Raw genomic sequence first — 26,219 nt, 5'->3', positions numbered from 1 at the left:
GGAAAAATTTTACAGCTGACGAAAACGGCTGCGCAGCGTGAAGGTATCGGAGGTGATATAACGCTCCATATCACGCAGGCGCTGTTCGCCGGAAGCCAGTTCGGCATCCACGGCGGCCAGTAAATCGCCATTGCTCGGCCCTTTTTCGCCGTACAGTTCGCTATCCGGTATCGGATCCAGCGCGAAAGTCAGAATGATGTAGGCCACCAGCACGAAAAAGAAGAGGCCAAAAATCATCGCCAGTACGGTTATCAGACGCACCAGCTTCACCGGCACATCCAGGTGCTGCGCGATACCGGCGCAGACCCCCTTCACCATTCCGCGCTGCGGGATACGCCACAGTTTTTTATTAAAGTCCAATCCGGCCATTATTTGTCTCTCCAGTTCGGATGTTCCGCGTCAAGGATCGCTTCCAGCGCCTGAATGCGTTCGCGCATCCGTTTCGCGTCATCGGTCAGCTGCAGCAGGCGCTGCTGTTCGTTCTGGGTTAACGCCCCGTCCGCCGAGCGATTGTTGTAGTGCAGCCATAACCAGACCGGCAACACGAACAGCACAAACAGCGTGAGCGGGATGGCAAGAAAAAGCATGCTCATGTGTACTCCTTACAGGTGGTGAGCCGCGGCGCAACACCGCGCCGCGTAATATGCATTACTGGTTATTCTGATTCATTTTGGCTTTCAGCGCCGCCAGTTGCTCGCTGATTTCATCATCCGCTTTCAATTCGGCAAACTGCTGATCCAGCGATTGTTGTTTGCCAAAACGATGGCTCTCCGCCTCGGCTTCCATTTGGTCAATACGGCGTTCGAAAGACTCAAAACGCGCCATCGCTTCATCCATTTTACCGCTATCCAGCTGGCGGCGAACATCACGCGAAGAGCTGGCCGCCTGATGACGCAGCATCAGCGCCTGCTGACGAGCGCGGGTTTCGCTGAGCTTATTCTCCAGCTCGCCAATCTCTTTTTTCATCCGCGCCAGGGTTTCATCCACCAGTTGCGCTTCGTGTTCCAGGCTGCCGATAAGGTCAGTCAGCTTCTGTTTTTCGATCAGCGCCGCACGCGCCAGATCTTCTTTCTCTTTACGCAGGGCCAGCTCGGCCTTTTCTTGCCATTCCACCTGCTGCGCCTGCGCCTGTTCGATACGGCGGGTCAGCTGTTTCTTTTCCGCCAGCGCGCGGGCGGAGGTAGAACGCACTTCAACCAGCGTGTCTTCCATCTCCTGAATCATCAGACGGACCAGCTTCTGCGGATCCTCCGCTTTCTCCAGCAGGGAGTTGATGTTGGCGTTCACGATGTCGGCAAAGCGAGAAAAAATACCCATAATTTCAATCCTCATAGTTCTGATAGCAGGCAGCGGCCTGTGCAGTAGTTAATACAAATGGCGTGCCAACTTTTTATCTTATTGATTTTAAACAAGGTGGTTGAGATATGGCCGCCTGCTTGCTACAGTGAGTTGGCGAATCACACTACTTAATGGCGAAATTCATCATGGCGGAATACAAGGATAACCTGCTGGGCGAGGCTAACAGCTTTCTGGAGGTGCTCGAACAGGTCTCGCAGCTGGCACCGCTGGATAAACCGGTGCTGGTGATCGGCGAGCGCGGGACCGGCAAAGAGCTCATTGCCAACCGACTGCACTTTCTCTCTTCGCGCTGGCAGGGACCGTTTATTTCACTGAATTGCGCGGCGCTGAATGAAAACCTTCTCGATTCCGAATTGTTCGGTCATGAAGCCGGCGCCTTTACCGGCGCCAGCAAACGACATCCGGGGCGCTTTGAACGTGCCGACGGCGGCACGCTGTTTCTCGATGAGCTGGCCACCGCTCCGATGCTGGTGCAGGAAAAATTGCTGCGGGTAATTGAATACGGCGAACTGGAACGCGTCGGCGGCAGCCAGCCGCTGCAGGTTAACGTACGGCTGGTGTGCGCCACCAACGCCGATCTGCCCAAAATGGTCGAGGAAGGTCATTTCCGCGCCGACCTGCTCGACCGGCTGGCGTTTGATGTCGTGCAACTACCGCCATTGCGCGAGCGCCAGAGCGACATCATGCTGCTTGCCAACCAGTTTGCCATTCAGATGTGCCGCGAACTGGGGCTTCCTCTGTTTCCCGGCTTTAGCGAGCGAGCCGTCGACACGCTGCTCGCATACCGCTGGCCGGGCAATATTCGTGAGCTGAAAAATGTGGTTGAACGTTCGGTTTACCGCCACGGCAGCAGTGATAGCGAGCTGGATAATATCATTATCAACCCATTTAACAGCGCGACGCCTGCGCCTGCACCGGTCGTTGAACATGCGCTTCCCGCGTTGCCACTGGACCTGCGGGCCTTTCAACTGGAGCAAGAAAAAAGCCTGCTGCAGTTGAGCCTGCAGCAGGCGAAGTACAATCAAAAGCAGTCAGCGGAGCTGCTGGGGCTAACCTACCACCAGCTACGCGCCTTGTTGAAGAAGCATCAGCTATGAGCGGCGCGCGGCAGCATCGTCGCGCTCACCACCATTGAGCCTAAACACAGCGCGGCGTTAAACCACAACGCGTATTGCGCGGCGCTGGCCATTCCCAACGGCAGGAACAGCGCGAAAAGTGACGCCGTCACGGCAATACCCATCGCGCCGCCAAGCGAGCTTCCCATCTTATAAACCCCTGACGCGACGCCGATCTTGTTCTCCGGCGCATTGGCGACGGCGGTATCGGTCGAAGGTGTGGCGTAACAGCCGAGCCCGAGGCCAAACAGAATATTGCTGAAGAAGACGGTCCCGATATACAGCGACTTATCAAGGAAGGTACAGGAGATCAGCAAAATGCCGATGGCGGTGAAGACCGGCCCGGTCATCATCGGCAACCGCGCGCCGTAGCGCTGGAGCAACTTTTCCCCGACGCGAATCATCGCCAGTACCGTCACCAGATACCCCAGCGTCATCATGCCGGTTTCCAGCGGGGTAAGATGATGCCCCTGCTGCAGCCAGATGCTGGTGATCATCATGGTGCCGATAGCGCCATTAAGCATGAAGTTCGACAGCACCGCCGCGCCGTAGGCCCGGTTGCGAAATAAAGCGAAGTCGATCAGCGCCGCTTCACCTTTACGCAAACCGCTACGGATAAACAAACCACCCGTAATTACCGCGCCGCCCAGCATCGACAGCGATAAGCCACTGCTCCAGCCCCATTGATGGCCCTTGCTGATAAACAGATTAAGCAGCACCAGCGACGCGATCAGGCTTAATAGTCCGCCCACATCCAGCTTATGCCGATCGGCGCTGGCGCTTCGACTCTCCGGCGTGCCGCGCAGCAGCAGCAACGCCAGCAGCGCCACAGCAATCGAGAACACGAAGATCCACCGCCAGCCAAGACCGGTGGCAATCGCGCCGCCGACAAACGAGCAAAGCCCGCTGCCGCCCCAGGAACCAATGACCCAGAAACTCACCGCCCGCTGCCGCGCCCTACCTTCATACCAGGTTTTAATCAGCGCCAGCGTCGCCGGCATAATGCAGGCCGCCGAAAGCCCTTGCAGGATACGACCGGTGATAAACAGACCCGGCCCCTGCGACGCCGCCAGAAACGCGCTGCCGATAATACTCAACGCCAGGCCGAGATAGGTCATCCGCACCCTGCCGAATTTATCCGCCAGCCCGCCGCTGGCCACCACGAAGCAGCCGCTAAATAAGGCGCTGAGACTCACCGCCAGGGTTAGCGTCTCCAGTGAAATATCGAGGCTGCTTTTCATCGCCGGAACAACATTGATAACCGATTGCGCAAACAGCCAGAACGTCAGCACGCTGAGCACAATACCCGCCAGCAGGCGATCGCTACCGACGAAACGAGATTCGCTTAACGATACAGAACTCATAATCGGGTCCCCCCGTCGCGATAGGTTAACGCAGATAGCGTTCCGTCAGGCCGCACCACAGCGCTGCGCCGGTAAGCAGGATTTGATCGTTAAAATCGTATCCCGGGTTATGCACCATGCAGCGGTCGGCTTCATCACCCGCGCCGATAGTGAAGTAGCAGCCGTTGGGATTGCTCTCCAGCATGAAGGCGAAATCTTCGCTACCCATAAATGGATTCACGGTACCAACCTGTTCTTTGCCAAACAGCGAGGTCGCCACTTCACGGACCAGCTCATTAGCCGCCGGATCGTTACGTAAAACCGGGCTGCCGTTGACGTGGGTTAAGGTAGCGCTGGCGTTAAAACTTTCCGCCTGAGCGACCGCAATATCGTGAATGCGCTGCAGCACCGTCTCGCGCACCTGCTGGTTAAGGGTACGGACCGTCAGCTTCATCAACACTTTATCGTTGATGATGTTCGGCGCGTGACCAGCCTGAATGCTGCCGACGGTGACTACCGCAGGTTCAAATGGCGTGATGTTGCGTGAAACGATCGATTGCAGCGCGAGGGTAATGTGGCAGGCAACCAGCGTCGCGTCGACGGTATGTTCCGGTACCGCGCCATGGCCGCCAACGCCCTTCACTTCTATATGCAGCGTATCGGAAGAGGCCATCATCGCGCCGTCTCGCAGGCCGATTTTGCCCAGTTTCTGGCCCGGCATGTTATGCAGGCCAAAGATGGCATCGCAGGGGAATTTTGTGAACAGGCCATCTTCGACCATCACCCGTCCGCCGTACAGCAGCTCTTCTGCCGGTTGGAAAATTAACTGCAGCGTACCGTTAAACTGACGCGTGCGCGCCAGATATTCCGCCGCATACAGCAGCGTGGTGGTGTGACCGTCATGGCCGCAGCCGTGAAAACGCCCGTCGACCTGGCTTGCCCATGCTTTACCGCTCATTTCCTGCATCGGCAGCGCATCCATATCCGCGCGTAGACCCAGACGTTTTTCGCCGCTGCCGACTTTCAGTGTCCCGACCACGCCGGTACCGGCGAGGCCGCGATGCACTTCATACCCCCACTCAGCAAGCAGCCTGGCGACTTCATCGCTGGTTTTATGTTCTTCAAAGCCAATCTCGGGCTGTTGGTGGAAGCGGCGACGTAACGCCACAAACTGCGCTTCATTAACTTGCAAAGATTCAATCAATGGATGTGTCATTTTTATTATTCCTGTGTTGTGTTTGCACGACACTTTCGAGTTTATGCGCCCCACCCGGCTTTAAAATGCGCTTTTTTGTTTTATATTGACGAATTATCAATGACTGTTTTCTATACAATTCTGTTATGACAAAAAACACCCTGTTATTTTTTGTCTTTTAAGGAGCGGCGCATGGAACACCATCTCGGCGATTTCAGCCTCACGGTTCGCGATATTCGCCACCTCAGCCCGCCGGAAAGCGACGGATTAACGCTGCTGTGGCTACTGGAAGGCAGCGCGCGGTTGCAACTCGGCGAAGCGCCGCAACCGATGCGGGTTGATGAACTGGCGATCGTTAACCGCCGCCAGCGCTGGCAGATTACCGGCGAAGAGGCCAATGCGGTCATGATCCTCAACCTTGCCGCCGGTTGGCTCACCCGCCTTGATAGCGATTTTTTTGCCTGTGATTTTCGGGTTAACGGCGAAAACATGGATGCGGCAGATAACCTGCGCCAGCTGATGCGCCAGTTGCTGGTAGCCGGGCTGGTTAATCATCAGTCGCGTTACCGCTTAGAGGCCAACCGCTGGCTCAGCGAAATCGCCCTGCTGCTGGCGACCCGCTTTACGCAGCCCATCGTACCCAGCCTGCGCCGCGGTGCCGAAAACTGGAGCCGACGAATTATCAACGTAGTAGCGCGCATTGAAGCCAACTATCAGCGGCGGATCTCGCTGCAGGAAGTGGCCGCCGCTGAGTTTGTCTCGGAGGCCTGGCTTTCCCGCCTGTTTCATAAAGAGGTCGGCGTCAGCTTCGTGCAGTACATTACCGCCCTGCGTCTCGGCAAAGCCGCCGAGCAACTGCTGGCCACCCGGCGCTCGGTTCAGCAGGTGGCGCAGGACAACGGCTTCGCCAGTGCCCGCATTATGAGCGATCTGTTTAAGCGCCAGCATGGCGTCACACCACGGCAATTTCGCCAACAGCAGCCGCAGCCCGCCGCTCGTCCGCGAGTCAGCGCCAGTGAAGTCTGGCATCCGGTCGCGGTTGAGCGACTTTACGCCCGCCTGAATGAGGCGGAAAAAAACAGCGATAATACGCCGCCGCTGCTGCTCAACCCGCGTCAGACCAGGCTGGTGGATATCCGCCAGTTGCCAGCGCGCGCGCCGGTATTGCGCCATACCCGTACCATCGTTACTGTCCGAGAACTCGATGATTTACTCCGCGAAGATGTCCGCCGCGAGCTGGAGCAACTGCAGCAGACGCTACCCGTCTACGGCATCGATATTCACGATCCGTTTCTCAGTAGCCGCCTGTTTGGCGAAGGCTGGGACGACCCGACGCTCGCGGGTTATGCCTGTTGGTACAATCTTCAGCAGCTGTTTAGCTGGCTGGCGCAGAAAGGCTGGACGGTGCTACTCCACACCGGTTTAACCACCCGCTGCGATTTACTACAGCGTTTTCTGCAACTTGCCGCCAATCACTTTTCACCCACGACGCTTGCGAGCTGGCGTTTTGTCTGGCACTGGTCGCCGCAGGCCAGTGAAGCGGCGCGACAGCAGGCCTGGCGACAACAGCGCGAAGTGCTCGCGTCCACCTTGCAACAACCGCAAATGGGGATCTGGCATCGTTTCCCGCAAAGCGATATTGCCGACGATCCGCTACTGCATTCCCCGCTGCTCAGCGAAGCCGATTTTCTCGCCTGCCAGGCGGATGCGAATGAACTGCTTGACCTGGCGCAGGCCGATAGCAGCAAGCTGGCCGCCAGTGAAAGCTATCCGCGACAGAAATTACGCCAAATACATAATGCCCTACGGCAACGGCAGCTCTCGTTGCCGCTGTGGCTGCTATCGTGGAATACGTTGACCGGTGATACCCGCGATACCAACGGACGTTTTTTCCGCGGCGCGCTATTGATGGATAACCTGCTGGGCATTGCCGAACAGGTGTGGCTGGCCGGCTTCTGGCTTAATTCCGGGCTGCAGGGGGAGGCGCGGGACAACGGTAAACTTGATACCTCCAGCCTGGCGCTGCATTACCTGCATGGTCTGCCGCGCCCGGTTTACTGGGTATTATGGCTGTGGCGGCGTCTGCGCGGCGAAGTCTTAATCAATGACAAAAACCTGTTGTTATTGCGCCATAACGGACACTACCAGTTGCTGCTGCGCAATACGGTGATTTTCAACCCCTGGCTGTCGAGCGAAGAGGCCTTTACTCAGCGGTTTCGCCAGCCCTATACCCTGCGGCTTGAAGGGCTGGAGGGACGCTGGCGCATCAAACAGCATCTGTTCGATCAACATCACGGCGCGCTATTTCCGCTGTTTGAGGCATTCCGCAGCCGCAGCGGCCCGGACGAAGAAGATTATCGCTGGCTCCAGCACCACGCCCGCCCGGCGCTGAGCGTGCATGAGGAACAGATGGATGATGGCTGGCTTCGGGTGGATTCACTGCAGAGCAATGCGCTGGCATTATATGAATTCACACCGCTGGATGATTGAAGCGTGACAACGTCACTATCATTTCATGTATGAAAACGCGAGGAGTTAATAATATGTAACTGGTAAGATGTCTTAATGTGAATTATCATCGGCGGCAATTATATTCAATGGACTGAAAATTCACGTGATTCCGGTTAATTCTCATACGCTAACCCGCTATGCCGCCCATGCCAGTTTGATCCACACCATGAAAAATCATCATGCCCCAGCCCTCTCTTTAATGATGATTTTCTCGGATCTCTGCGTGCGCTCCACGCGCGATGCCTACAGCGAACAAGGATGGGAAATATCAGAACGTAAAAGCGGACTGGTGCTGCGTACCTTTGTCGCTATCCATCGCGACGGCGGAGAACTGGAGATCACGCCAAAGGATTATATCGCCCGCTATAATCAACTCCTTCCGCTCTGATCCCGCAATTCACACCCCCCCTCTACAGAACGCATACAGATGGCTAACTGGAGAAATCGGCAATAAAAAGATACCATGTTTCTTAATACTGGTTTATTTCCGACACTATTTTGACCAACTGGCTGGACAACATGCGCTGCCGGTGACCGCATTATCCCCCTCGATGTCGTAAAGGTGGTGGTAAATGTCATTTAATATTAATAAGATAGAGCTCTGCTCTATGATCAAAAAGAAAATATGCGCCTGAAATTGTCCTCTCTTTTAGCGGCAGCCTCGATGCTGTGCGGGCAGGCTTTTGCCGCACCGGCCCCGGCGCTGCCGGCTAATGCCGATATCCGCGATAGCGGGTTTGTCTATTGCGTCAGCGGGCAGGTAAATACCTTTAACCCGCAAAAAGTCAGCAGCGGCCTGATTGTCGACACCCTCGCCGCCCAGATCTACGATCGCCTGCTCGACGTCGACCCTTATACCTATCGTCTGGTGCCTGAACTGGCGGAAAGCTGGGAAGTGCTTGATAACGGCGCCACCTACCGCTTCCATCTGCGCGATAAGGTCCAGTTCCAGACCACCGACTGGTTTAAACCGACCCGCGCCTTTAACGCTGATGATGTCATTTTTACCTTCGGGCGCATCTTTAACCGCGACGACCCGTGGCACAGCGTTAACGGCAGTAGCTTCCCCTATTTCGATAGCCTGCAGTTCGCCGACACCGTAGAAAGCGTTCGTAAGCTGGATAACCATACCGTCGAGTTTCGCTTGAAACGCCCGGATGCCTCATTCCTGTGGCACCTGGCAACACACTATGCTTCAGTCATGTCGGCGGAGTATGCCGCGCAGCTGACCAAAAGCGACCGCGAAGAACAACTCGACCGCCAGCCCGTCGGCACCGGCCCGTTTAAACTGGAAGAGTATCGCACCGGGCAGTACATCCGCCTGCAGCGCCACGCGGCCTACTGGCGCGGCAAGCCATTGATGCCACAGGTGGTGGTGGATCTCGGTTCCGGCGGCACCGGCCGTCTGTCAAAACTGCTGACCGGCGAATGCGACGTGCTGGCCTGGCCCGCCGCCAGCCAGCTCACCATCCTGCGCGACGATCCGCGCCTGCGTCTGACGCTGCGCCCGGGTATGAATATCGCCTGGCTGGCTTTTAACACTGCTAAACCGCCGCTGGATAATCCGGAAGTTCGCCACGCGCTGGCGCTGGCGATCAACAACCAGCGTCTGATGCAATCGATCTACTACGGCACCGCGGAAACCGCGGCCTCAATGCTACCACGCGCCTCGTGGGCTTATGATAACGACGCTAAAATTACCGAATACAACCCCGCGGAGGCGCGCCGTCGTCTGCAGGCGCTGGGGCTCAGTAATCTCACGCTAAAATTGTGGGTGCCGACCAGTTCCCAGGCGTGGAACCCCAGCCCATTGAAAACCGCCGAGCTGATACAGGCGGATATGGCGCAAGTGGGTGTCAAAGTGATTATTATTCCGGTTGAAGGCCGCTTCCAGGAGGCGCGTTTAATGGATATGAGCCACGATTTAACGCTTTCCGGCTGGGCGACCGACAGTAATGACCCGGATAGCTTCTTCCGCCCGCTGTTAAGCTGCGCGGCGATTGGTTCGCAGACCAACCTCGCCCACTGGTGCAACCGCGAGTTTGACGAGGTATTACAAAAAGCGCTGATTTCACAACAGCTGGCGTCGCGTATCGAGGCCTACAAAGAGGCTCAGCATATTCTCGCCCGTGAATTACCGGTGCTGCCGCTGGCCTCTTCGCTGCGTCTGCAGGCTTATCGCTATGATATGAAAGGACTGGTGCTGAGTCCGTTTGGCAACGCCTCCTTCGCAGGCGTGTCGCGCGAAAAAGAAGAGGTGAAAAAACCATGATTATTTTTACCCTGCGCCGCCTGCTGCTGTTACTTGTGACGCTGTTTTTTCTCACCTTTATTGGCTTTAGCCTCAGCTACTTTACGCCGCACGCGCCGCTGCAGGGCGCATCGCTATGGAATGCCTGGCTGTTCTGGTTCAAAGGAGTTCTGCACTGGGACTTTGGCGTCTCCAGCATCAACGGCCAGCTGATTTCCGAACAGCTGAAGGTGGTCTTCCCTGCCACGATGGAACTGTGCATTCTGGCGTTTGGTTTTGCGCTGCTGGTCGGCATTCCCGTGGGGATGATTGCCGGAATTATGCGTAATAAATGGCCGGACACGCTCATTAGCGCCCTGGCGCTGGTGGGGTTCTCCATTCCGGTGTTCTGGCTGGCGTTGCTGTTCACCCTGTTCTTCTCGCTAACGCTGGGATGGTTGCCGGTCTCCGGCCGCTTTGATCTGTTGTACGAAGTGAAGACGGTGACCGGCTTCGCGCTCATTGATGCCTGGCTCTCTGATTCGCCGTGGCGCCATGAGATGATCGTCAGCGCCGCGCGGCATATGGTGCTGCCGGTGTTGACGCTGGCCGTCGCGCCGACCACCGAAGTGATTCGCCTGATGCGTATCAGCACCAGTGAAGTCTACGATACTAACTATGTTAAAGCGGCGGCGACCCGCGGCGTTACCCGCAGGACGATTCTGCATCGTCACGTGTTGCACAATGCCCTGCCGCCGGTGATCCCGCGCCTGGGTCTGCAGTTCTCCACCATGCTAACGCTGGCAATGATTACCGAAATGGTCTTCAGCTGGCCGGGACTGGGGCGCTGGCTGATCAACGCTATCCGCCAACAGGATTACGCAGCGATTTCCGCCGGAGTGATGGTGATCGGCGCGCTGGTCATTATCGTCAACGTGATCTCGGATATTTTAGGAGCCATGGCTAACCCACTGAAACATAAGGAATGGTATGCCCTACGATAGCGTCTATCTCGAAAAGCGCCCGCCCGGCGCATTGCGCACCGTATGGCGTAAATTCTACGGCGATACCACCGCGATGATTGGTTTATACGGCTGCGGCGCGCTGGTGCTGCTGTGCGTATTCGGCGGCTGGTTCGCGCCTTATGGCATCGATCAGCAGTTCCTCGGCTACCAGCTGCTGCCGCCTTCATGGTCGCGCTATGGCGAAGTGTCGTTCTTCCTCGGGACCGACGATCTTGGTCGCGATGTGCTAAGTCGCCTGCTCAGCGGCGCGGCGCCGACCGTCGGCGGCGCCTTTGTGGTCACGCTCGGCGCCGCGCTGTTCGGCCTGGTACTCGGCGTGATTGCTGGTTCCACCCACGGTTTGCGTTCAGCGATAATGAACCACATTCTCGACACCCTGCTGTCGATTCCGTCGCTGCTGCTGGCGATTATCGTCGTCGCATTCGCCGGACCGCATCTGAGCCATGCCATGTTCGCCGTCTGGCTGGCGCTGCTGCCGCGCATGGTGCGTTCGGTCTACAGCATGGTGCACGATGAACTGGAAAAAGAGTACGTGATTGCCGCCCGCCTCGACGGCGCTTCCACGCTCAATATTCTCTGGTTTGCGGTTCTGCCTAATATTACCGCAGGGCTTGTCACCGAAATTACCCGCGCGCTGTCGATGGCGATCCTCGACATTGCCGCGCTCGGTTTTCTCGACCTCGGCGCTCAGCTACCCTCTCCGGAATGGGGCGCCATGCTCGGCGACGCGCTGGAATTGATTTACGTCGCCCCCTGGACGGTCATGCTGCCGGGAGCGGCCATCATGATAAGCGTACTGCTCATCAATCTGCTGGGCGACGGTATTCGCCGCGCAATTATTGCCGGGGTTCAATAATGCCGTTACTGGATATTCGTAATCTAACCATTGAGTTTAAAACCAACGAGGGCTGGGTAAAGGCCGTCGATCGGGTCAGCCTGACGCTGGCTGAAGGTGAAGTCCGTGGCCTGGTGGGGGAATCAGGTTCCGGCAAAAGCTTAATCGCCAAGGCGATTTGCGGCGTCACCAAAGATAACTGGCGGGTCACCGCCGACCGTATGCGTTTTGATGATATCGATCTGCTGCGTCTCTCTAACCGCGAGCGCCGAAAACTGATTGGCCACAACGTATCGATGATCTTCCAGGAGCCGCAATCCTGTCTTGATCCTTCCGAGCGTATTGGGCTGCAGTTGATGCAAAATATCCCCGGCTGGACCTTTAAAGGCCACTGGTGGCAACGCTTTGGCTGGCGTAAGCGCCGCGCTATTGAACTGCTGCACCGGGTGGGAATTAAAGATCACAAAGATATTATGCGCAGCTTCCCCTACGAGCTGACCGACGGCGAATGTCAGAAGGTCATGATCGCCATCGCGCTTGCTAACCAGCCGCGCTTGCTGATTGCTGATGAACCCACTAACGCCATGGAGCCAACCACCCAGGCGCAGATTATTCGCCTGTTGACCCGGCTCAACCAGAATAACAACACCACTATTTTGCTGATCAGTCACGATATGCAGATGCTCAGCAAATGGGCGGATAAAATTAACGTCATGTATTGCGGGCAGACGGTAGAAACCGCGCCGAGCGAGGAGCTGGTGACCATCCCTCATCACCCCTACACTCAGGCATTGATTCGCGCCATCCCGGATTTCGGCAGCTCAATGCCGCATAAAAGCCGGCTGAATACCCTGCCCGGCGCCATTCCGCTGCTGGAACAACTGCCGATCGGCTGTCGGCTGGGGCCGCGTTGTCCCTATGCGCAACGCGAGTGTATCGTCACGCCGCGTTTGACCGGCGCGCGTAATCATCTGTACGCCTGTCATTTCCCGCTGAACATGGAGAAAGAGTGAAATGGTCGAAACATTGCTGGAAGTTCGCAATCTGAGTAAGACCTTTCGCTATCGCACCGGCTGGTTCCACCGTCAGACGGTAGAGGCGGTGAAGCCGCTGAGCTTTACCCTGCGCGAGCGTCAGACGCTGGCGATTATTGGTGAAAACGGCTCCGGTAAATCAACGCTGGCCAAAATGCTGGCCGGGATGGTTGAGCCGACCACCGGCGAACTGTTGATTGACGACCATCCGCTGGAGTTTGGCGACTACTCATTCCGCAGCCAGCGTATTCGCATGATTTTTCAGGATCCCTCGACCTCGCTCAACCCACGTCAGCGTATTTCGCAGATCCTCGATTTCCCGCTGCGTCTCAATACCGATCTTGAACCAGAAGCCCGGGAAAAGCAGATTATCGAGACGATGCGCATGGTGGGCTTGCTACCGGATCACGTCAGCTACTATCCGCATATGCTGGCGCCGGGGCAAAAGCAGCGCCTGGGTCTTGCTCGCGCCTTGATCCTGCGTCCGAAAGTGATTATCTGCGATGAGGCGCTGGCCTCGTTGGATATGTCAATGCGCTCGCAACTAATCAACCTGATGCTGGAACTACAGGAAAAACAGGGAATATCCTACATCTATGTCACCCAGCATCTGGGGATGATGAAGCATATCAGCGATCAGGTGCTGGTGATGCATGAGGGTGAAGTGGTCGAACGCGGCAGCACCGCCGATGTGCTCGCCTCGCCGCTCCACGAACTGACCAAGCGGCTGATCGCCGGCCATTTCGGCGAGGCGCTGACTGCCGACGCCTGGCGAAAAGATGGTAAATAGCGTTAACCTTCCTTCAGGGGCAGCATAATAGCAGCCCCTGCTATTTATCACTGCAGAAACACACTCTGCGCCGGTAATGGTCGGCGGTCAAAGCGGCGCAGCGCATAATACAACCATCCGGTACCTACCCAGCCGATAATCCATGACACATCATTGCCGGCGAATATCCACGTCAGCGAACCATGGAACAGCGGGTTCTCAATAAACGGCAGTTGAATAAGCACGCCAATGATATAAATGGTAATGGCATACAAATTCCAGAAACCATAGCGCTGATGCGGATCGCTAAGCGCCGGAATATCGACCGCGCCTTTAGAAATAATGTAGTAATCGGTCAGGCTGATGGCGCTCCAGGGAACGAAAAAGGCCAGCAGAAATAACAGGAAATGGGTGAAGTGCTTTAAGAAAGCCGGTTCGCTAAGCAGCGCGATAATACACGAAGCCGCGACCATCAGGACGACGAAAGCAACGCGGCATTTCTGCGACAACGCCGTCTGGCGACGGAAACCGGAAACAATGGTGGTCAGAGACATAAAACTGCCGTAGGCGTTAAGCGTCGTGAAGATGATCTTGCCAAAGCAAATAGCAAAGTAGATAACCATCGCCATCACCTGGCTTTTACCCAATCCCACCAGATAACTCACTTCATGACCGGGGAAAGCGCTGCCGGCAATCGCGGCGGTAAACACCCCCAGCGTCATAGATGTCTGGGTTCCCAATACGGTACCGAAAAACACCGAGCAAAACGTTTTCGTTGCCGATACATTGCGTGGCAAATAGCGCGAATAGTCGGACACATACGGGCAGAAAGCGATTTGCCACGACGAGGACAGCGACACCGCCAGCAGGAACATCGGCAGGGAGAAATGGTTATTTTGCGCCAGGGCCGCGAGATCCGCCGACATCAGCAGGGTAACGAACATATAGACGAAGGCCAGAATGCCGATAATGCTCGCCAGTTTACCCAGCTTATGAATTACCTTATAACCCAGCACCGCAATAACAATAATAATTGCGCTGAATAGTAGCATTCCGGCTACATTGCTGATACTCAACAGTTTTGCCATCGCCTGCCCCGCCAGTACGGTACCGCTGGCGGAGAAACCGACATACATAATGCAGACCAGTACCAACGGCACTACTGCGCCAAAGACGCCAAACTGGGCGCGGCTTATTATCATCTGCGGCAAACCCAGCCGTGGTCCCTGCAGCGCATGCAGCGACATTACCGCCGCCCCCAGCACCTGACCGAGGAGAAGACCTATCAGCGACCACACCACGTCGCCGCCCAGCACCACGGCTAAAGCGCCGGTGACAATAGCGGTAATCTGCAGGTTGCCGCCAAACCACAGGGTAAACTGGCTAAACGGATGCCCATGCCTTTCGCGCTCGGGGATGTAATCAATCGACCGCGTTTCACTTAATCCAGCCTGACTATTTTTTGACTGCCCATCTGTAGATGAAAAAGAAGACATAGGTACCTCGCTATTATTATTTATTCACTCCCCATCTGACCGATCCTGTATATACAAGCATTGACAACTGCCCGCACCGCACGCATCCTATTTTTGTGATGAATATGTAAATTCTTTGTATTGCAAAAAGTAACAAAACCATAACAATAACGTTGATAACGCCTGCGCATACCGCGCTAAACCGAGGTGTAACGCTCATGATCGTTCCCGTCCAACTATCCACTCTGCCCGTCACGCCCTGGAAAAATGGCGCAGGCGAGACCCGTGAGATAGTCTGTGTCCCCTCTCCTGACGCCCCTTTTTTATGGCGAGCCAGCATTGCCACCCTGCAAAATGATGGCCCGTTTTCCTGCTTTCCCGGCGTCGACCGGGTCATTACTCTACTGGCCGGGCAGCCGCTGCGCCTGAAAGGCGAAGCTATCGATCACGCTTTAACGCTTTGGCAACCCTGGGCTTTTGCCGGCGAGTGGCCGTTGCGTAGCGAAGGGATCCGCGAACCCGGTCTCGACTTTAATATCATGACCCAGCGCAACCGCGCCGCCGCCGAGGTACGGGTCGTTGATGATATACAGACTCCCGGCGACGAAGGCGTCGCTTGGGTATTACAGGGGCGCTGGCAACTTGGTGAACGGCAATGTGAAGCGCAATCGGGTATTTTCTGGCATCAGCAAACGCCGGGCGAACTCGCGCCGCTCACGACGGACGCTCTACTGTTACTCACCACGATCGTGCGCCGTTAACCGCAGAAATATCGGTAACGCGTCGTGATCTCACGGTAAAACGTAGTGATTATCCGGTGATATACTGGGGTAAGCGCATTTATCATTACGCGCTGCGTTGCGATAGGCGGCACAAAAAATCGTGACACAAGGGGTCTTCAGTGGGATATAATTCCCGGCTAAATTTGAGTTATTTTGAAATAACAACGTTAACCGTTTGATTGTTAGAGTAAAAATAAGCAATAACGATAAGGATTAAAGCTATGGGTTTTCTTTCCGGTAAGCGCATTCTGATCACTGGCGTGGCCAGTAAACTGTCCATCGCCTACGGTATTGCGCAAGCAATGCACCGTGAAGGGGCTGAACTGGCATTCACCTATCAGAACGAAAAACTGAAAGGCCGCGTAGAAGAGTTTGCTGCTGCGCTGGGTTCTAACATTGTGCTGCAGTGCGACGTGGCTGAAGACGAAAGCATCACCGCGCTGTTCACTGAGCTTGAAAAAGTATGGCCGAAATTTGATGGTTTCGTGCACTCTATCGGTTATGCGCCGGCTGACCAGTTAGATGGCGACTACGTCAATGCCGTCACCCGCGAAGGTTTCAAAATTGCCCACGACATCAGCGCTTACAGCTTCGTGGCGATGGCGAAAGCTTGCCGCTCGATGCTGAACCCGGGCTCCGCGCTGCTGACCCTCTCCTATCTGGGCGCTGAGCGCGCTATCCCGAACTATAACGTGATGGGTCTGGCAAAAGCGTCTCTGGAAGCCAACGTACGCTATATGGCGAACGCGATGGGTCCGGAAGGTATTCGCGTTAACGCCATCTCCGCAGGTCCGATCCGCACCCTGGCGGCATCCGGTATCAAAGATTTCCGTAAAATGCTGGCGCACTGCGAAGCGGTCACCCCGATCCGTCGCACCGTCACCATCGAAGACGTCGGCAACAGCGCGGCCTTCCTGTGCTCTAACCTGTCTGCGGGCATCTCTGGTGAAGTCGTTCACGTTGACGGCGGTTTCAGCATCGCTGCGATGAACGAACTGGAACTGAAATAAGTTCCCTATCCTCCTCACCCCGGTGAGGAGGATCTCTCTCCTTTCTCTGCTTACGCTTCTCTTCTGTTATTCCAATCCGCTATTTGTTAGTACGTATCAATATTTTCTCCTGCTTCAGGGTTACGCCAGGATAGTTGTGCATAGAGGTACCGCGAAACGGCGGTTCGCCACCTACCGAACAAGGAACGCCCATGGAGCAACGCCGCGTGTATGGCAAAAACCACTGGTATCACGAGACCCAGTCAACCAATAGCCCGGTCGAGATTCTTCCTCTGGTCCCGGAGGCCGCTGACGTTGATGACCGTTTTTTGCTCGATCTGCCACTCGCAGCCGATCTCAGCCACCCTCATGAAGGCTGGCTGGCGCCCGCGCGTCAGTTGACAAAGGTCCTTTTCCCGGACAACGTCACGGTAACCCGATTACAAACCTTCAGCGCCTACGACCGTCTTAGCACCGCCCTGACCGTCGCTCAGGTCTACGGCATACAGCGCTTGTGTAACCACTACGCCGCCCGTCTGGCGCCGTTGCCTGGCCCTGACTCCTCACGAGAAAGTAATCACCGGTTGGCGCAGATAACCCAGTACGCCCGCCAGTTAGCCAGTTCTCCCTCGGTTATCAACGAGGTCTCCCGCCGCCAGCTTGAGGAGGTCGGGCTGACCAGCCGCGATATTGTGTTAATTAACCAAATTATCGGCTTCGTGGGCTTTCAGGCCCGCGCGGTGGCCGCATTTCAGGCCGCGCTTGGGCAACCGGTACGCTGGCTTCCCGGTATGCCGCAGCAGAATGATGCCCCGGCAGAACGCTTTACTGATGTTACTGGAGAGTGGTCCCTGGATATCGATGATGCCGACCTGCGTTACGCCAATGATGACAAGCAAGTCAGGCTCGCCGCATGGAACCGTCATCCCGGCCTGCAGCCTCTCGCCCCCCTTCTGGCAACGGATGAAGGCGCGTTGGCCCTGCTACATCAACTGCTGAATCAACTGGATAATTCTGCGCAGCCCTTAAGCGCAATGGCGGCGTTACTCGCGGCGCGAATCAACGGCAGCGTCAGCTGTTTTAACGCCTGGAGAGCTCGCTGGACAGGTGACAACGGATTGTTGCAGGCATTGCGCGGCGATGAACGAACGGTTCAGCACTGGGCGCGAAGCCATTCTTTGGAACACGTTTTCCTACAGGCGGCGCAGCTATTGACTCGTGCGCCGGACCGTTTTAGCGCCGCGCAGCTAACTCCCCTCACTGAATATGGGCTTTCCCGCGTTGAGGCTATCGATCTGCTGGCGTGGTGCGGCCTCTGCGGGTGGCTGAACCGGCTTAAAATCGCCCTCGGTGAGGTACGTCAAGCGACGTAAAATGCTGAAACAGCGCTTGCTGAGGCAGGCATATTCGCGTAAAAATGTCAGCCGCTCTTTTAGCCACGAAAAAACCTAATTATGTTTCAGGACAACCCGCTGCTAGCGCAGCTTAAACAGCAATTGCATTCCCAGACTCCCCGCGTTGAAGGGGTCGTTAAAGGCACGGAAAAAGGTTTTGGCTTCCTTGAAGTCGACTCGCAAAAAAGCTACTTCATTCCGCCGCCGCAAATGAAAAAAGTGATGCATGGCGATCGTATTATCGCTGTGGTCCATACCGAAAAAGAACGTGAAAGCGCCGAGCCGGAAGAGCTGGTTGAGCCTTTCCTGACCCGTTTTGTCGGTAAAGTGCAGAAAAAAGACGATCGTCTGTCTATTGTTCCTGATCATCCGCTGCTGAAAGACGCCATCCCTTGCCGCGCCGCGCGCGGCGTAGAACACGACTTCAAACAGGGTGACTGGGCGGTGGCTGAAATGCGTCGCCATCCGCTGAAAGGCGACCGCGGTTTCTATGCCGAATTAACGCAATTCATCACCTTTAGCGACGATCATTTCGTGCCGTGGTGGGTGACGCTGGCGCGTCATAACCTGGAAAAAGAAGCGCCGAATGGCGTTGCCACCGAGATGCTCGATGAAGGACTGGAACGCCGCGATCTGACGCCGCTTGAGTTCGTAACCATCGACAGCGCCAGCACCGAAGATATGGACGATGCGCTGTATGTCGAGCGCGCCGACGACGGTAAACTGCTGCTGACCGTCGCTATCGCCGATCCGACAGCGTGGATTGCCGAGGGCAGTAAACTGGACAACGCGGCGAAAATCCGCGCCTTCACCAACTATCTGCCGGGCTTTAATATCCCAATGTTGCCGCGCGAGCTGTCTGACGATTTGTGTTCGCTGCGCGCCAACGAAGTGCGTCCGGTACTCGCCTGCCGCATGACTCTGGCGGCTGACGGCGCCATTGAAGATAATATCGAATTCTTCGCAGCAACTATCGAATCTAAAGCCAAACTGGCTTATGACGACGTCTCCAACTGGCTGGAAAATATCGGCTCATGGCAGCCTGCTGATGACGCTATCGCGCAGCAAATCAAACTGCTGCAGGAAGTCTGCCAGCGCCGCAGCGAATGGCGTCAAACCCACGCGCTGGTATTCAAAGACCGCCCTGATTATCGCTTCGTGTTGGGTGAGAAAGGTGAAGTGCTGGATATCGTTGCCGAACCGCGCCGCATCGCCAACCGCATCGTTGAAGAGTCAATGATTGCCGCTAATATCTGCGCGGCACGCGTGCTGCGAGATAACCTGGGCTTTGGCGTTTATAACGTGCACACCGGTTTCGATCCGGCCAACACCGAACAACTGGCCGCGCTGCTGAAGACGCACGATGTGCACGTCGATCCGCAGGAAGTCCTGACACTCGACGGTTTCTGTAAACTGCGCCGCGAACTGGATGCTCAGCCTTCAGGTTTCCTTGATAGCCGCATCCGCCGCTTCCAGTCGTTCGCCGAAATCAGTACCGAACCGGGCCCGCACTTCGGCCTTGGGCTGGAAGCTTACGCCACCTGGACTTCGCCAATCCGTAAATACGGCGATATGATCAACCACCGTCTGTTAAAAGCCGTCATCAAAGGCGAGACCATTGGTCGCCCGCAGGATGACGTCACCGTGCAGATGGCGGAACGCCGTCGTCTGAACCGGATGGCGGAACGCGACGTCGCAGATTGGCTGTATGCTCGCTTCCTCAATGATAAAGCCGGAACCGATACCCGCTACGCGGCAGAAATCATTGATGTCAGCCGCGGCGGCATGCGCGTGCGCCTGGTCGATAACGGCGCTGTCGCCTTTATCCCGGCACCTTTCCTGCACGCGGTGCGCGATGAACTGGTCTGCAGTCAGGAGAACGGAACCGTACAGATTAAAGGTGAAGTCGTTTACAAAGTCACCGATGTTATCGACGTGACTATCGCTGAAGTCCGTATGGAAACCCGCAGCGTCATCGCCCGTCCGGCGGCGTAACGCTTTTATGGCCCCTGCCCAGGGGCCATACATTTCTCGTTTTGAGTGAATATCGCCAGCCGCGCAAGGATGTGCGTTTTTTTCGCTTCTCTTTTGCAACTGTTTTTTGCATCATTGATTTCATTCATTTTTGTAACCAGGATAATGCTATGTCTGATCTGAATGCCCGCCTGCTCGCCCAACGTATCGATACCGTGCTGGATATTCTGGTTGCCGGAGATTATCACTCGGCGATCCATAATCTGGAGATCCTCAAAGCCGAGCTGCAGGCGTTGTCTCACGACGAGCCAGAGAAGGACTCAGGGCAATCGAAAGCGCCGTGGGAAATCTAAATCATTCCTGTCCCCCAGCACGCCTTAAGGCCTGCTGGGCGCCGTATAGACCTCTAACTGTGATGTAGCTATGAACGCCCGACAACAAAGTATTTTGCAAATGGTCATCGATAAAGGCCGTATGAGCGTAGCCGATCTGGCCAGGATGACCGGTGTCTCAGAAGTCACTATTCGTCAGGATCTGAATTCTCTGGAAAAACAAAGCTACCTGCGCCGTACCCACGGCTTTGCGGTACCGCTGGATAGTGAAGACGTCGAAACCCGGATGATGACCAACTTTGCCATTAAGCGTGAACTCGCCGCGCGCGCCGCGTCGCTGGTGGCAGCCGGAGAGACGGTGTTCATCGAAAATGGCAGTTCAAACGCCCTTCTGGCTCGCACATTGGCGGAACGCGGCGATATCACCATCATCACCGTGAGCAGCTATATCGCGCATTTACTCAAGGAAACGCCGGGCGAGGTGATTCTGCTGGGCGGTATTTATCAGAAGCGCAGTGAAAGCATGGTCGGCCCGTTAACCCGCCAGTGCATTCAGCAGGTACACTTTAGCAAGGCATTTATCGGCGTTGACGGCTGGCAGAGCGAAACCGGCTTCACCGGCCGCGACATGATGCGCGCCGATGTGGTTAATGCGGTGCTGGAAAAACAGTGCGAAGCCATTGTGCTGAGCGACAGCTCGAAATTCAGCGTTGTGCATCCCTATCCGCTGGGCCCGATTTCCCGTTTCAATCGCATCATTACCGATAATAATTTGCACGACACTATCCGCCAGCAGCTCACCGACAGCGGTTTAACCGTCGATATTGTTAACCCCGCCTGATCGCTTCCGCCAGCGCCCGATAAAATGGCGTTGGCGTCCCTTCTGCGTCTGAGAGTATTCCGACCCGCAATTAAGATTTTTTACCTGACGTTAAATTTTAAAATAAGTAGAATTATTATTAGCGATATAACAGGAAGTGACTATCACCTGCGTGATTAGAGCAACACCTGCGCAACTTAAGTTTCATGGAATAACCCGTAAGTCATAGCCTGTTGCTATGCTTAAAGGAAGTTGTATCCATGAATAGATTATTCAGGAGAATAAAATGATGACTTCGATGAGCAAAAAAATGGCTGCGGCCGTACTGGCGGTTACTGTAGTAATGTCTCTGAGCGCTTGCTCTCACTGGTCTAAACGCGACCGTAACACCGCAATCGGCGCCGGCGCCGGCGCACTGGGCGGCGCGGTATTAACTGACGGCAGCACCCTGGGCACCCTGGGTGGCGCAGCGGTTGGCGGCATCATTGGCCACCAGGTTGGCAAATAACCACCCCGCATATTAAATTAATAATAATTTCGTAGTTACTGACTCACGCATCTACAAATAATTAAGGCCACGGTAAATACCGTGGCCTTGTTGTTTATTTCATAGAAATTATCTTAGCCACCCGCTAATTTCACTTTCATCCCTTTGGCTTCCAGCAGTGATTTCAGCAAGTCGCGTTTATCCCCCTGAATTTCAATCACTCCATCTTTCAGTGAACCGCCGCAGCCGCATTTCTTTTTCAGCTCAGCGGCCAGCTTCGCCAGCGCGTCGTCATCCAGATCGATGCCGGTAATCAGGCAGACGCCCTTTCCTTTGCGCCCGCTGGTCTGGCGTTGAATACGCACGATGCCATCGCCTTTCGCTCGTTGCGGCGCCGCTTTCGGCTCTTCGATACGGCCGCTATCGGTGGAGTAAACCAGGCGGCTATTAGAATCACTCATTACGCCCCCTGCTTCAGCGATGCGTTGATTGCCGCAAGCGTTGCCGCCGGATCGGCAGACTGGGTAACCGGGCGACCAATCACCATATAATCAACTCCCGCCTGCTGCGCCTGTTCCGGGGTCATGATTCGGCGCTGGTCGCCAGCATCGCTGCCTGTAGGGCGGATCCCTGGCGTGACTAACTTAAATTCCTGCCCTAACTCCTGCTTAAAGCGGACGGCTTCCTGCGCGGAACAGACTACGCCGTCGAGACCACAGCGTTTGGTTAGCGCAGCCAGTTTAGCGGCATGATCGGCAGGAGAAAGCGTGATGCCAAGGTCCTGCAAATCGCTGGCTTCCATGCTGGTCAATACGGTGACCGCAATCAGTAACGGCGCCTCTTTTCCGAACGGCAACAGCGCCTCGCGGGCAGCCGTCATCATACGCGCGCCGCCGGAGGCGTGAACGTTCACCATCCATACGCCGAGTTCCGCCGCAGCGGCGACCGCACGTGCGGTGGTATTAGGAATATCGTGGAATTTCAGGTCGAGGAACACTTCAAAGCCGCGTTGATGCAGGTCGCGAACAAACTGCGGCCCCAGCAGCGTGAACATCTCCTTACCTACTTTCAACCGGCAGTCGCGGGGATCGATTCGATCAACAAAGGCTAACGCCTTGTCACGGTTATCATAATCAAGCGCAACAACGACGGGAGAGGATGTGATAACACGAGGAGAAGAGGTAGCAGTAGACGTCATGACCGGACCTTAATTGTGGATGAGCGCCGCCAGGGCGCAAAAAAGGTAAACGGGCAGCATTCTACCTGCGAAGTGGGGAAAATGACAGGCTGCTTTTGCCCCTCTACAGACAAAAACGGGCACGCGGCAACAGGATTGGGCATGGTAAAACCCAGATAAGTATGTTGTAACTAAAGTCTGGCTTTTTTTAGAAGTTACTGACCATCCAGGCCGCGAATCGGCTTGATAGTCGCCCACGAGCGGCAGGACGGGCAGTGCCAGTACAGGGTGTGGGAAGTAAAACCGCACTTCTGGCAGCGGTAGCGCGGTTTGCTCCGCACCTGTTCACCAACCATGTTACGCAAAACCCCCAGACTCGCCTTCGCGCGCCCTTCTTCCGCCTCATTAAGATGGTAGTCCATCAGTTTATGGAACACGCGCATCGTTGGGTGACGTTCCAACTGGCGAGTTACATAGCTTTGCGCCGCTTCCGCCCCTTCCTGCTGCTCGATAATCTGCGCCAGCATGAGTTCCGCCGTCGCACCGGTGTTCTCTTCTACACAGCGGCGCAAAAACGCTTCCCACTCCGCATGCTTACCCAACTGCTGATAACAGGTTTGCAGCATTTCCAGGGTTTCACCCACCAGTTCTTTATCCTGGCCAATCACCCGTTCCAGGCTTTCTACCGCTTTCGCGTAGTCGCCTTTTTCCATCCACACGCGCCCCATCATAATCGAGACGCGGGCGCTGTTGCGGTCCGCAGACGCGCCTTTCTTCAGCAGCGTCATCGCTTTATCGAGATCGTTGCTGGCCATCTGCTGTAGCGCCAGCTCACACCAGAAGTTGGCGATGTCGCTGCGATGTTTTTCTTTGCCCAATTTTACCAGCCGCTCGGCGACTTCGATGGCGGACTGCCAATCGCTGGTCAGTTGATAAATCTGCAGCAGTTGTTGTAGCGCGCCCAGGCGGAAGTCGGTTTCATCCACCAGTTGCTTGAACATATCTTCCGCGCGATCGTACAGGCCAGCGGCCATATAATCGCGCCCCAGCTGTTGGACGGCGAGCAGGCGTTGATCGTAGGTGAGCGAGGCGCTCTCCATCAGGCTTTGGTGAATACGGATGGCGCGGTCAACTTCGCCACGGGAACGAAACAGGTTGCCAAGCGTCAGATGAGCTTCAACGGTGCCGGTGTCCTCTTTTAACATATCGAGGAACAGATCTACGGCTTTGTCCTGCTGATTGCTCAGCAGGAAGTTGACCCCGGCCACGTAATCACGCGACAGGCGACTAGCATCGTCCTGTTTGGACTGTTGTGCGCTCCTGCGCCCCATATACCATCCATAGGCAGCGGCAACGGGAAGAAGCAGAAACAACAACTCCAGCATAGAAGGTTATTCCTTGACCGCAGGGACGCCGGCATCAGCGGGCGCCGCGGCCACTGGCGCGATCTGCTGCTCCAGGCGTTTAATTTTACGCTCGGCGCGCGCCAACGACACACGTACCCGCAGCCAGAACAGACCACAGATCAGCCAACCAATGGCAAATCCGCCAGCAAACAGTACCGCCAGCAGCGTGGAGATACGGAACTCACCCTGGGCAAGCAAATAGTTGAACGTGACCAGTTGGTCATTTTGCGCGCCCAGCGTCACAGAGATGACGAAGATAGCTAATACCAGTAAGAAAATAAGTAAATATTTCACATGACTTCCCGTTCTGTGGGTGGCGCGAGTAAAACGCGTTCAAGCCCTATAAAGTATCATTTTCACCGCAGTGGTGAAATGGAAAAGCATGACACCCATCATGATATGCGGCCAGATGCCGCGAAATTCAACATAAACGCCGTCAGGTTGCGCGTTTTTTGATATCGCTCGCCTCTTCAACAGGCGGGGTTAACGGGCCGCAAAAACGCTGCGTGAGCCAGGTCGCCGCGGTAACCAGCAGCCATGAAAGGCTGGTCGCCACGATAAGATCCTGCGGCCAGTGCATACCCAACGCCAGACGACTGCCCATGACCGCAGTAGCCCAACCCAACAGCAAACCGATAGTTACCCAGCGCCGGCGCGGCCACAACAGCCCGACCCCCAGTAGCGCCCAACTGGCGGCAAACATGGTATGGCCGGACGGAAAGGCAAAACCGGTCTCTTTTTGCCAGTGTTTACGCAAGAACCCCGGTATTGTCTGTTGCTCAGCCAATTGCTCATGCACCAGTTTAGCGCGTTCTTTACGTTTTAACTCATAGAATTGCGCCACCGGAACCTGTTGGGTTCTTTCTAACCAAATCACAAACGGCCGTGGTTCCTGCACCCGTTCTTTGATCCAGGATTTAAGCCCCTGTCCTGCCAGGATAGCGGCGCCGAGAATGAGAAACAGCACCAGCGCTTCGCGCAGACGAAAACGTAAACACCACAAAAACCAGCCAAATAGCGCTACGTGAGTAATTATTCCCCACGGCTGGGTGACGGTTTCAGTCACCCAGTACCACATTTTCAACATGGCCGGTGCTTGACCCGGCTGCCACTGCCAGCCGGAGAGCCAGACTATAACGGGCATAACAAGCAATAGCGCCGCCCCGATGGCGGTCCTTTTGGCAATCAACAGCATCGTATCTCCTTCTCTTTCCTTCTGAATATCATAACGGAAAGTAGATCGTTTGTGCGCTTTCCGCGCAGGCGGTCGTTGGTAATTAGGAGAACGTCGCGGCGTTGTGGCAAAATAGTAGTAAACAGAAAGCACATTCAGGTGCTGTCAGAATCTGGAGAATCACATGCAGCTTAAACGTGTGGCAGAAGCCAAACTGCCAACCCCCTGGGGCGATTTCCTGATGGTGGGCTTTGAAGAACTGGCAACCGGGCAGGATCATGTCGCGCTGGTGTATGGCGATATTTCGGGGCAAGCCCCGGTACTGGCTCGCGTACACTCAGAATGTCTGACGGGCGATGCCCTTTTTAGTCTGCGTTGTGATTGCGGTTTTCAGCTGGAAGCGGCGCTGTCGCACATCGCTGAAGAGGGACGCGGGATCCTGCTCTATCACCGTCAGGAAGGCCGAAATATCGGTTTGCTAAATAAAATTCGCGCTTACGCGCTACAGGATCAAGGCTACGATACCGTCGAAGCCAACCACCAGCTCGGCTTTGCCGCCGATGAGCGCGACTTTACGCTATGCGCCGACATGTTCAAACTACTTGGCGTAGAGCAGGTTCGCCTGTTGACCAACAACCCGAAGAAAGTCGAAATTCTGACCGAGGCGGGGATCAATATCGTCGAGCGCGTGCCGCTCATCGTCGGGCGTAACCCGAAAAACGAACACTATCTCGATACCAAAGCTGCCAAGATGGGGCATCTGCTGAATAAATAAATCAGCTCCAGAATGAAT

The 26,219-nt window shown here is 55.6% G+C and carries 27 protein-coding genes; 16 read left to right on the top strand and 11 right to left on the bottom strand.

What is annotated here, in order from left to right; genetic code table 11:
- Positions 1-9: 9 nt before the first annotated feature.
- From pspC to pspA, 3 genes are read right to left on the bottom strand one after another with little or no spacing between them, the layout of a single operon-like run.
- Positions 10-369: an envelope stress response membrane protein PspC gene (gene pspC / locus ABLU86_RS05080; protein ID WP_015366274.1), complete on the bottom strand. Its 360-nt coding sequence runs from the start codon at positions 367-369 to the stop codon at positions 10-12.
- Positions 369-593: an envelope stress response membrane protein PspB gene (pspB, locus tag ABLU86_RS05075; protein ID WP_015366273.1), complete on the bottom strand. Its 225-nt coding sequence runs from the start codon at positions 591-593 to the stop codon at positions 369-371. Before pspB ends, pspC begins: the two co-directional genes overlap by 1 nt.
- Positions 594-648: 55 nt before the next feature.
- On the bottom strand, positions 649-1,317 hold the full coding sequence (gene pspA / locus ABLU86_RS05070) for a phage shock protein PspA (protein WP_015366272.1): 669 nt from the start codon (positions 1,315-1,317) through the stop codon (positions 649-651).
- 152 nt (positions 1,318-1,469) lie between these two features.
- Here pspA and pspF point away from each other — a divergent pair, with 152 nt between their 5' ends.
- Positions 1,470-2,456 carry a phage shock protein operon transcriptional activator gene (pspF, locus tag ABLU86_RS05065; RefSeq protein ID WP_161799847.1) on the top strand — a complete coding sequence of 329 codons (987 nt, stop codon included), beginning with the start codon at positions 1,470-1,472 and terminating at the stop codon, positions 2,454-2,456.
- Here pspF and ABLU86_RS05060 read toward each other — a convergent pair.
- Both ABLU86_RS05060 and ABLU86_RS05055 read right to left on the bottom strand, forming a co-directional pair.
- Entirely contained in the window at positions 2,447-3,838 is a 1,392-nt protein-coding gene (locus ABLU86_RS05060) for an MFS transporter (RefSeq protein WP_020078603.1), read from the bottom strand. The two genes, pspF and ABLU86_RS05060, sit on opposite strands and share 10 nt — an antisense overlap.
- 25 nt (positions 3,839-3,863) lie before the next feature.
- Positions 3,864-5,033, bottom strand: coding sequence for a M20 aminoacylase family protein (locus ABLU86_RS05055; protein ID WP_015366269.1), 1,170 nt, complete (start codon positions 5,031-5,033; stop codon positions 3,864-3,866).
- 171 nt (positions 5,034-5,204) lie between these two features.
- Between ABLU86_RS05055 and ABLU86_RS05050 the strand changes: the two genes are divergently transcribed.
- The 7 genes from ABLU86_RS05050 (at position 5,205) to sapF (ending at position 13,437) form a co-directional block, all read left to right on the top strand.
- Positions 5,205-7,502: a helix-turn-helix domain-containing protein gene (locus tag ABLU86_RS05050; RefSeq protein ID WP_049034624.1), complete on the top strand. Its 2,298-nt coding sequence runs from the start codon at positions 5,205-5,207 to the stop codon at positions 7,500-7,502.
- Between the two features lie 124 nt (positions 7,503-7,626).
- A complete protein-coding gene (locus ABLU86_RS05045) occupies positions 7,627-7,911 on the top strand; it encodes a hypothetical protein (protein WP_015366267.1) in 285 nt (94 codons plus the stop codon).
- Positions 7,912-8,148: 237 nt separating this feature from the next.
- On the top strand, positions 8,149-9,795 hold the full coding sequence (gene sapA / locus ABLU86_RS05040) for an ABC transporter substrate-binding protein SapA (RefSeq protein WP_015705667.1): 1,647 nt from the start codon (positions 8,149-8,151) through the stop codon (positions 9,793-9,795).
- Positions 9,792-10,757 (top strand): putrescine export ABC transporter permease SapB, encoded by a 966-nt coding sequence (gene sapB, locus ABLU86_RS05035; RefSeq protein WP_015366265.1) that lies wholly within the window; start codon positions 9,792-9,794, stop codon positions 10,755-10,757. The genes sapA and sapB overlap by 4 nt, the downstream gene beginning before the upstream one ends.
- Positions 10,744-11,634, top strand: coding sequence for a putrescine export ABC transporter permease SapC (sapC, locus tag ABLU86_RS05030; RefSeq protein WP_020078584.1), 891 nt, complete (start codon positions 10,744-10,746; stop codon positions 11,632-11,634). Before sapB ends, sapC begins: the two co-directional genes overlap by 14 nt.
- Positions 11,634-12,626 carry a putrescine export ABC transporter ATP-binding protein SapD gene (sapD, locus tag ABLU86_RS05025; protein WP_015366243.1) on the top strand — a complete coding sequence of 331 codons (993 nt, stop codon included), beginning with the start codon at positions 11,634-11,636 and terminating at the stop codon, positions 12,624-12,626. The genes sapC and sapD overlap by 1 nt, the downstream gene beginning before the upstream one ends.
- 1 nt (position 12,627) lies before the next feature.
- On the top strand, positions 12,628-13,437 hold the full coding sequence (sapF, locus tag ABLU86_RS05020; protein ID WP_015366242.1) for a peptide ABC transporter ATP-binding protein SapF: 810 nt from the start codon (positions 12,628-12,630) through the stop codon (positions 13,435-13,437).
- Positions 13,438-13,484: 47 nt separating this feature from the next.
- On the opposite strand, the gene ABLU86_RS05015 is transcribed toward sapF, so the two are convergent.
- Positions 13,485-14,912, bottom strand: coding sequence for a cytosine permease (locus ABLU86_RS05015; RefSeq protein WP_348795974.1), 1,428 nt, complete (start codon positions 14,910-14,912; stop codon positions 13,485-13,487).
- Between the two features lie 197 nt (positions 14,913-15,109).
- Between ABLU86_RS05015 and ABLU86_RS05010 the strand changes: the two genes are divergently transcribed.
- The 7 genes from ABLU86_RS05010 to osmB all read left to right on the top strand — a co-directional run bounded on the left by ABLU86_RS05010 (position 15,110) and on the right by osmB (position 21,690).
- Positions 15,110-15,652: a HutD family protein gene (locus ABLU86_RS05010; protein WP_015705731.1), complete on the top strand. Its 543-nt coding sequence runs from the start codon at positions 15,110-15,112 to the stop codon at positions 15,650-15,652.
- A 242-nt stretch (positions 15,653-15,894) separates the two neighbouring features.
- Complete coding sequence (gene fabI / locus ABLU86_RS05005) at positions 15,895-16,683, top strand: enoyl-ACP reductase FabI (RefSeq protein ID WP_015366239.1); 789 nt, start codon at positions 15,895-15,897, stop codon at positions 16,681-16,683.
- A 191-nt stretch (positions 16,684-16,874) separates the two neighbouring features.
- On the top strand, positions 16,875-18,035 hold the full coding sequence (locus ABLU86_RS05000) for a carboxymuconolactone decarboxylase family protein (RefSeq protein WP_015705732.1): 1,161 nt from the start codon (positions 16,875-16,877) through the stop codon (positions 18,033-18,035).
- Between the two features lie 81 nt (positions 18,036-18,116).
- A complete protein-coding gene (locus tag ABLU86_RS04995) occupies positions 18,117-20,051 on the top strand; it encodes an exoribonuclease II (protein WP_015705733.1) in 1,935 nt (644 codons plus the stop codon).
- 149 nt (positions 20,052-20,200) lie between these two features.
- On the top strand, positions 20,201-20,383 hold the full coding sequence (locus ABLU86_RS04990; RefSeq protein ID WP_015366235.1) for a hypothetical protein: 183 nt from the start codon (positions 20,201-20,203) through the stop codon (positions 20,381-20,383).
- 70 nt (positions 20,384-20,453) lie between these two features.
- Positions 20,454-21,203 (top strand): DNA-binding transcriptional regulator YciT, encoded by a 750-nt coding sequence (locus ABLU86_RS04985; protein WP_015366234.1) that lies wholly within the window; start codon positions 20,454-20,456, stop codon positions 21,201-21,203.
- Positions 21,204-21,471: 268 nt separating this feature from the next.
- On the top strand, positions 21,472-21,690 hold the full coding sequence (gene osmB / locus ABLU86_RS04980) for an osmotically-inducible lipoprotein OsmB (protein ID WP_026612282.1): 219 nt from the start codon (positions 21,472-21,474) through the stop codon (positions 21,688-21,690).
- 113 nt (positions 21,691-21,803) lie between these two features.
- Here the strand turns inward: osmB and yciH are convergent, their stop codons facing one another.
- From yciH to pgpB, 5 genes are all read right to left on the bottom strand, one after another.
- Positions 21,804-22,130 (bottom strand): stress response translation initiation inhibitor YciH, encoded by a 327-nt coding sequence (yciH, locus tag ABLU86_RS04975; RefSeq protein WP_015705734.1) that lies wholly within the window; start codon positions 22,128-22,130, stop codon positions 21,804-21,806.
- On the bottom strand, positions 22,130-22,867 hold the full coding sequence (gene pyrF, locus ABLU86_RS04970) for an orotidine-5'-phosphate decarboxylase (RefSeq protein WP_015705735.1): 738 nt from the start codon (positions 22,865-22,867) through the stop codon (positions 22,130-22,132). Before pyrF ends, yciH begins: the two co-directional genes overlap by 1 nt.
- 194 nt (positions 22,868-23,061) lie before the next feature.
- Positions 23,062-24,231 carry a lipopolysaccharide assembly protein LapB gene (lapB, locus tag ABLU86_RS04965; protein WP_015366230.1) on the bottom strand — a complete coding sequence of 390 codons (1,170 nt, stop codon included), beginning with the start codon at positions 24,229-24,231 and terminating at the stop codon, positions 23,062-23,064.
- Positions 24,232-24,237: 6 nt separating this feature from the next.
- Positions 24,238-24,546: a LapA family protein gene (locus ABLU86_RS04960; RefSeq protein WP_015366229.1), complete on the bottom strand. Its 309-nt coding sequence runs from the start codon at positions 24,544-24,546 to the stop codon at positions 24,238-24,240.
- A gap of 142 nt (positions 24,547-24,688) precedes the next feature.
- A complete protein-coding gene (pgpB, locus tag ABLU86_RS04955; protein WP_015366228.1) occupies positions 24,689-25,447 on the bottom strand; it encodes a phosphatidylglycerophosphatase B in 759 nt (252 codons plus the stop codon).
- Positions 25,448-25,610: 163 nt separating this feature from the next.
- On the opposite strand from pgpB, the gene ribA reads away from it, so the two are divergent.
- Complete coding sequence (gene ribA, locus ABLU86_RS04950) at positions 25,611-26,201, top strand: GTP cyclohydrolase II (protein WP_015366227.1); 591 nt, start codon at positions 25,611-25,613, stop codon at positions 26,199-26,201.
- Positions 26,202-26,219: the final 18 nt, after the last annotated feature.

Source organism: Klebsiella sp. JN_Kp121, from assembly GCF_040062145.1.
Taxonomy (GTDB): Bacteria; Pseudomonadota; Gammaproteobacteria; order Enterobacterales; family Enterobacteriaceae; genus Klebsiella; species Klebsiella aerogenes.
Note: the sequence above shows the minus strand (reverse complement) of the source record. Positions and strands in the feature narration are given on the sequence as shown.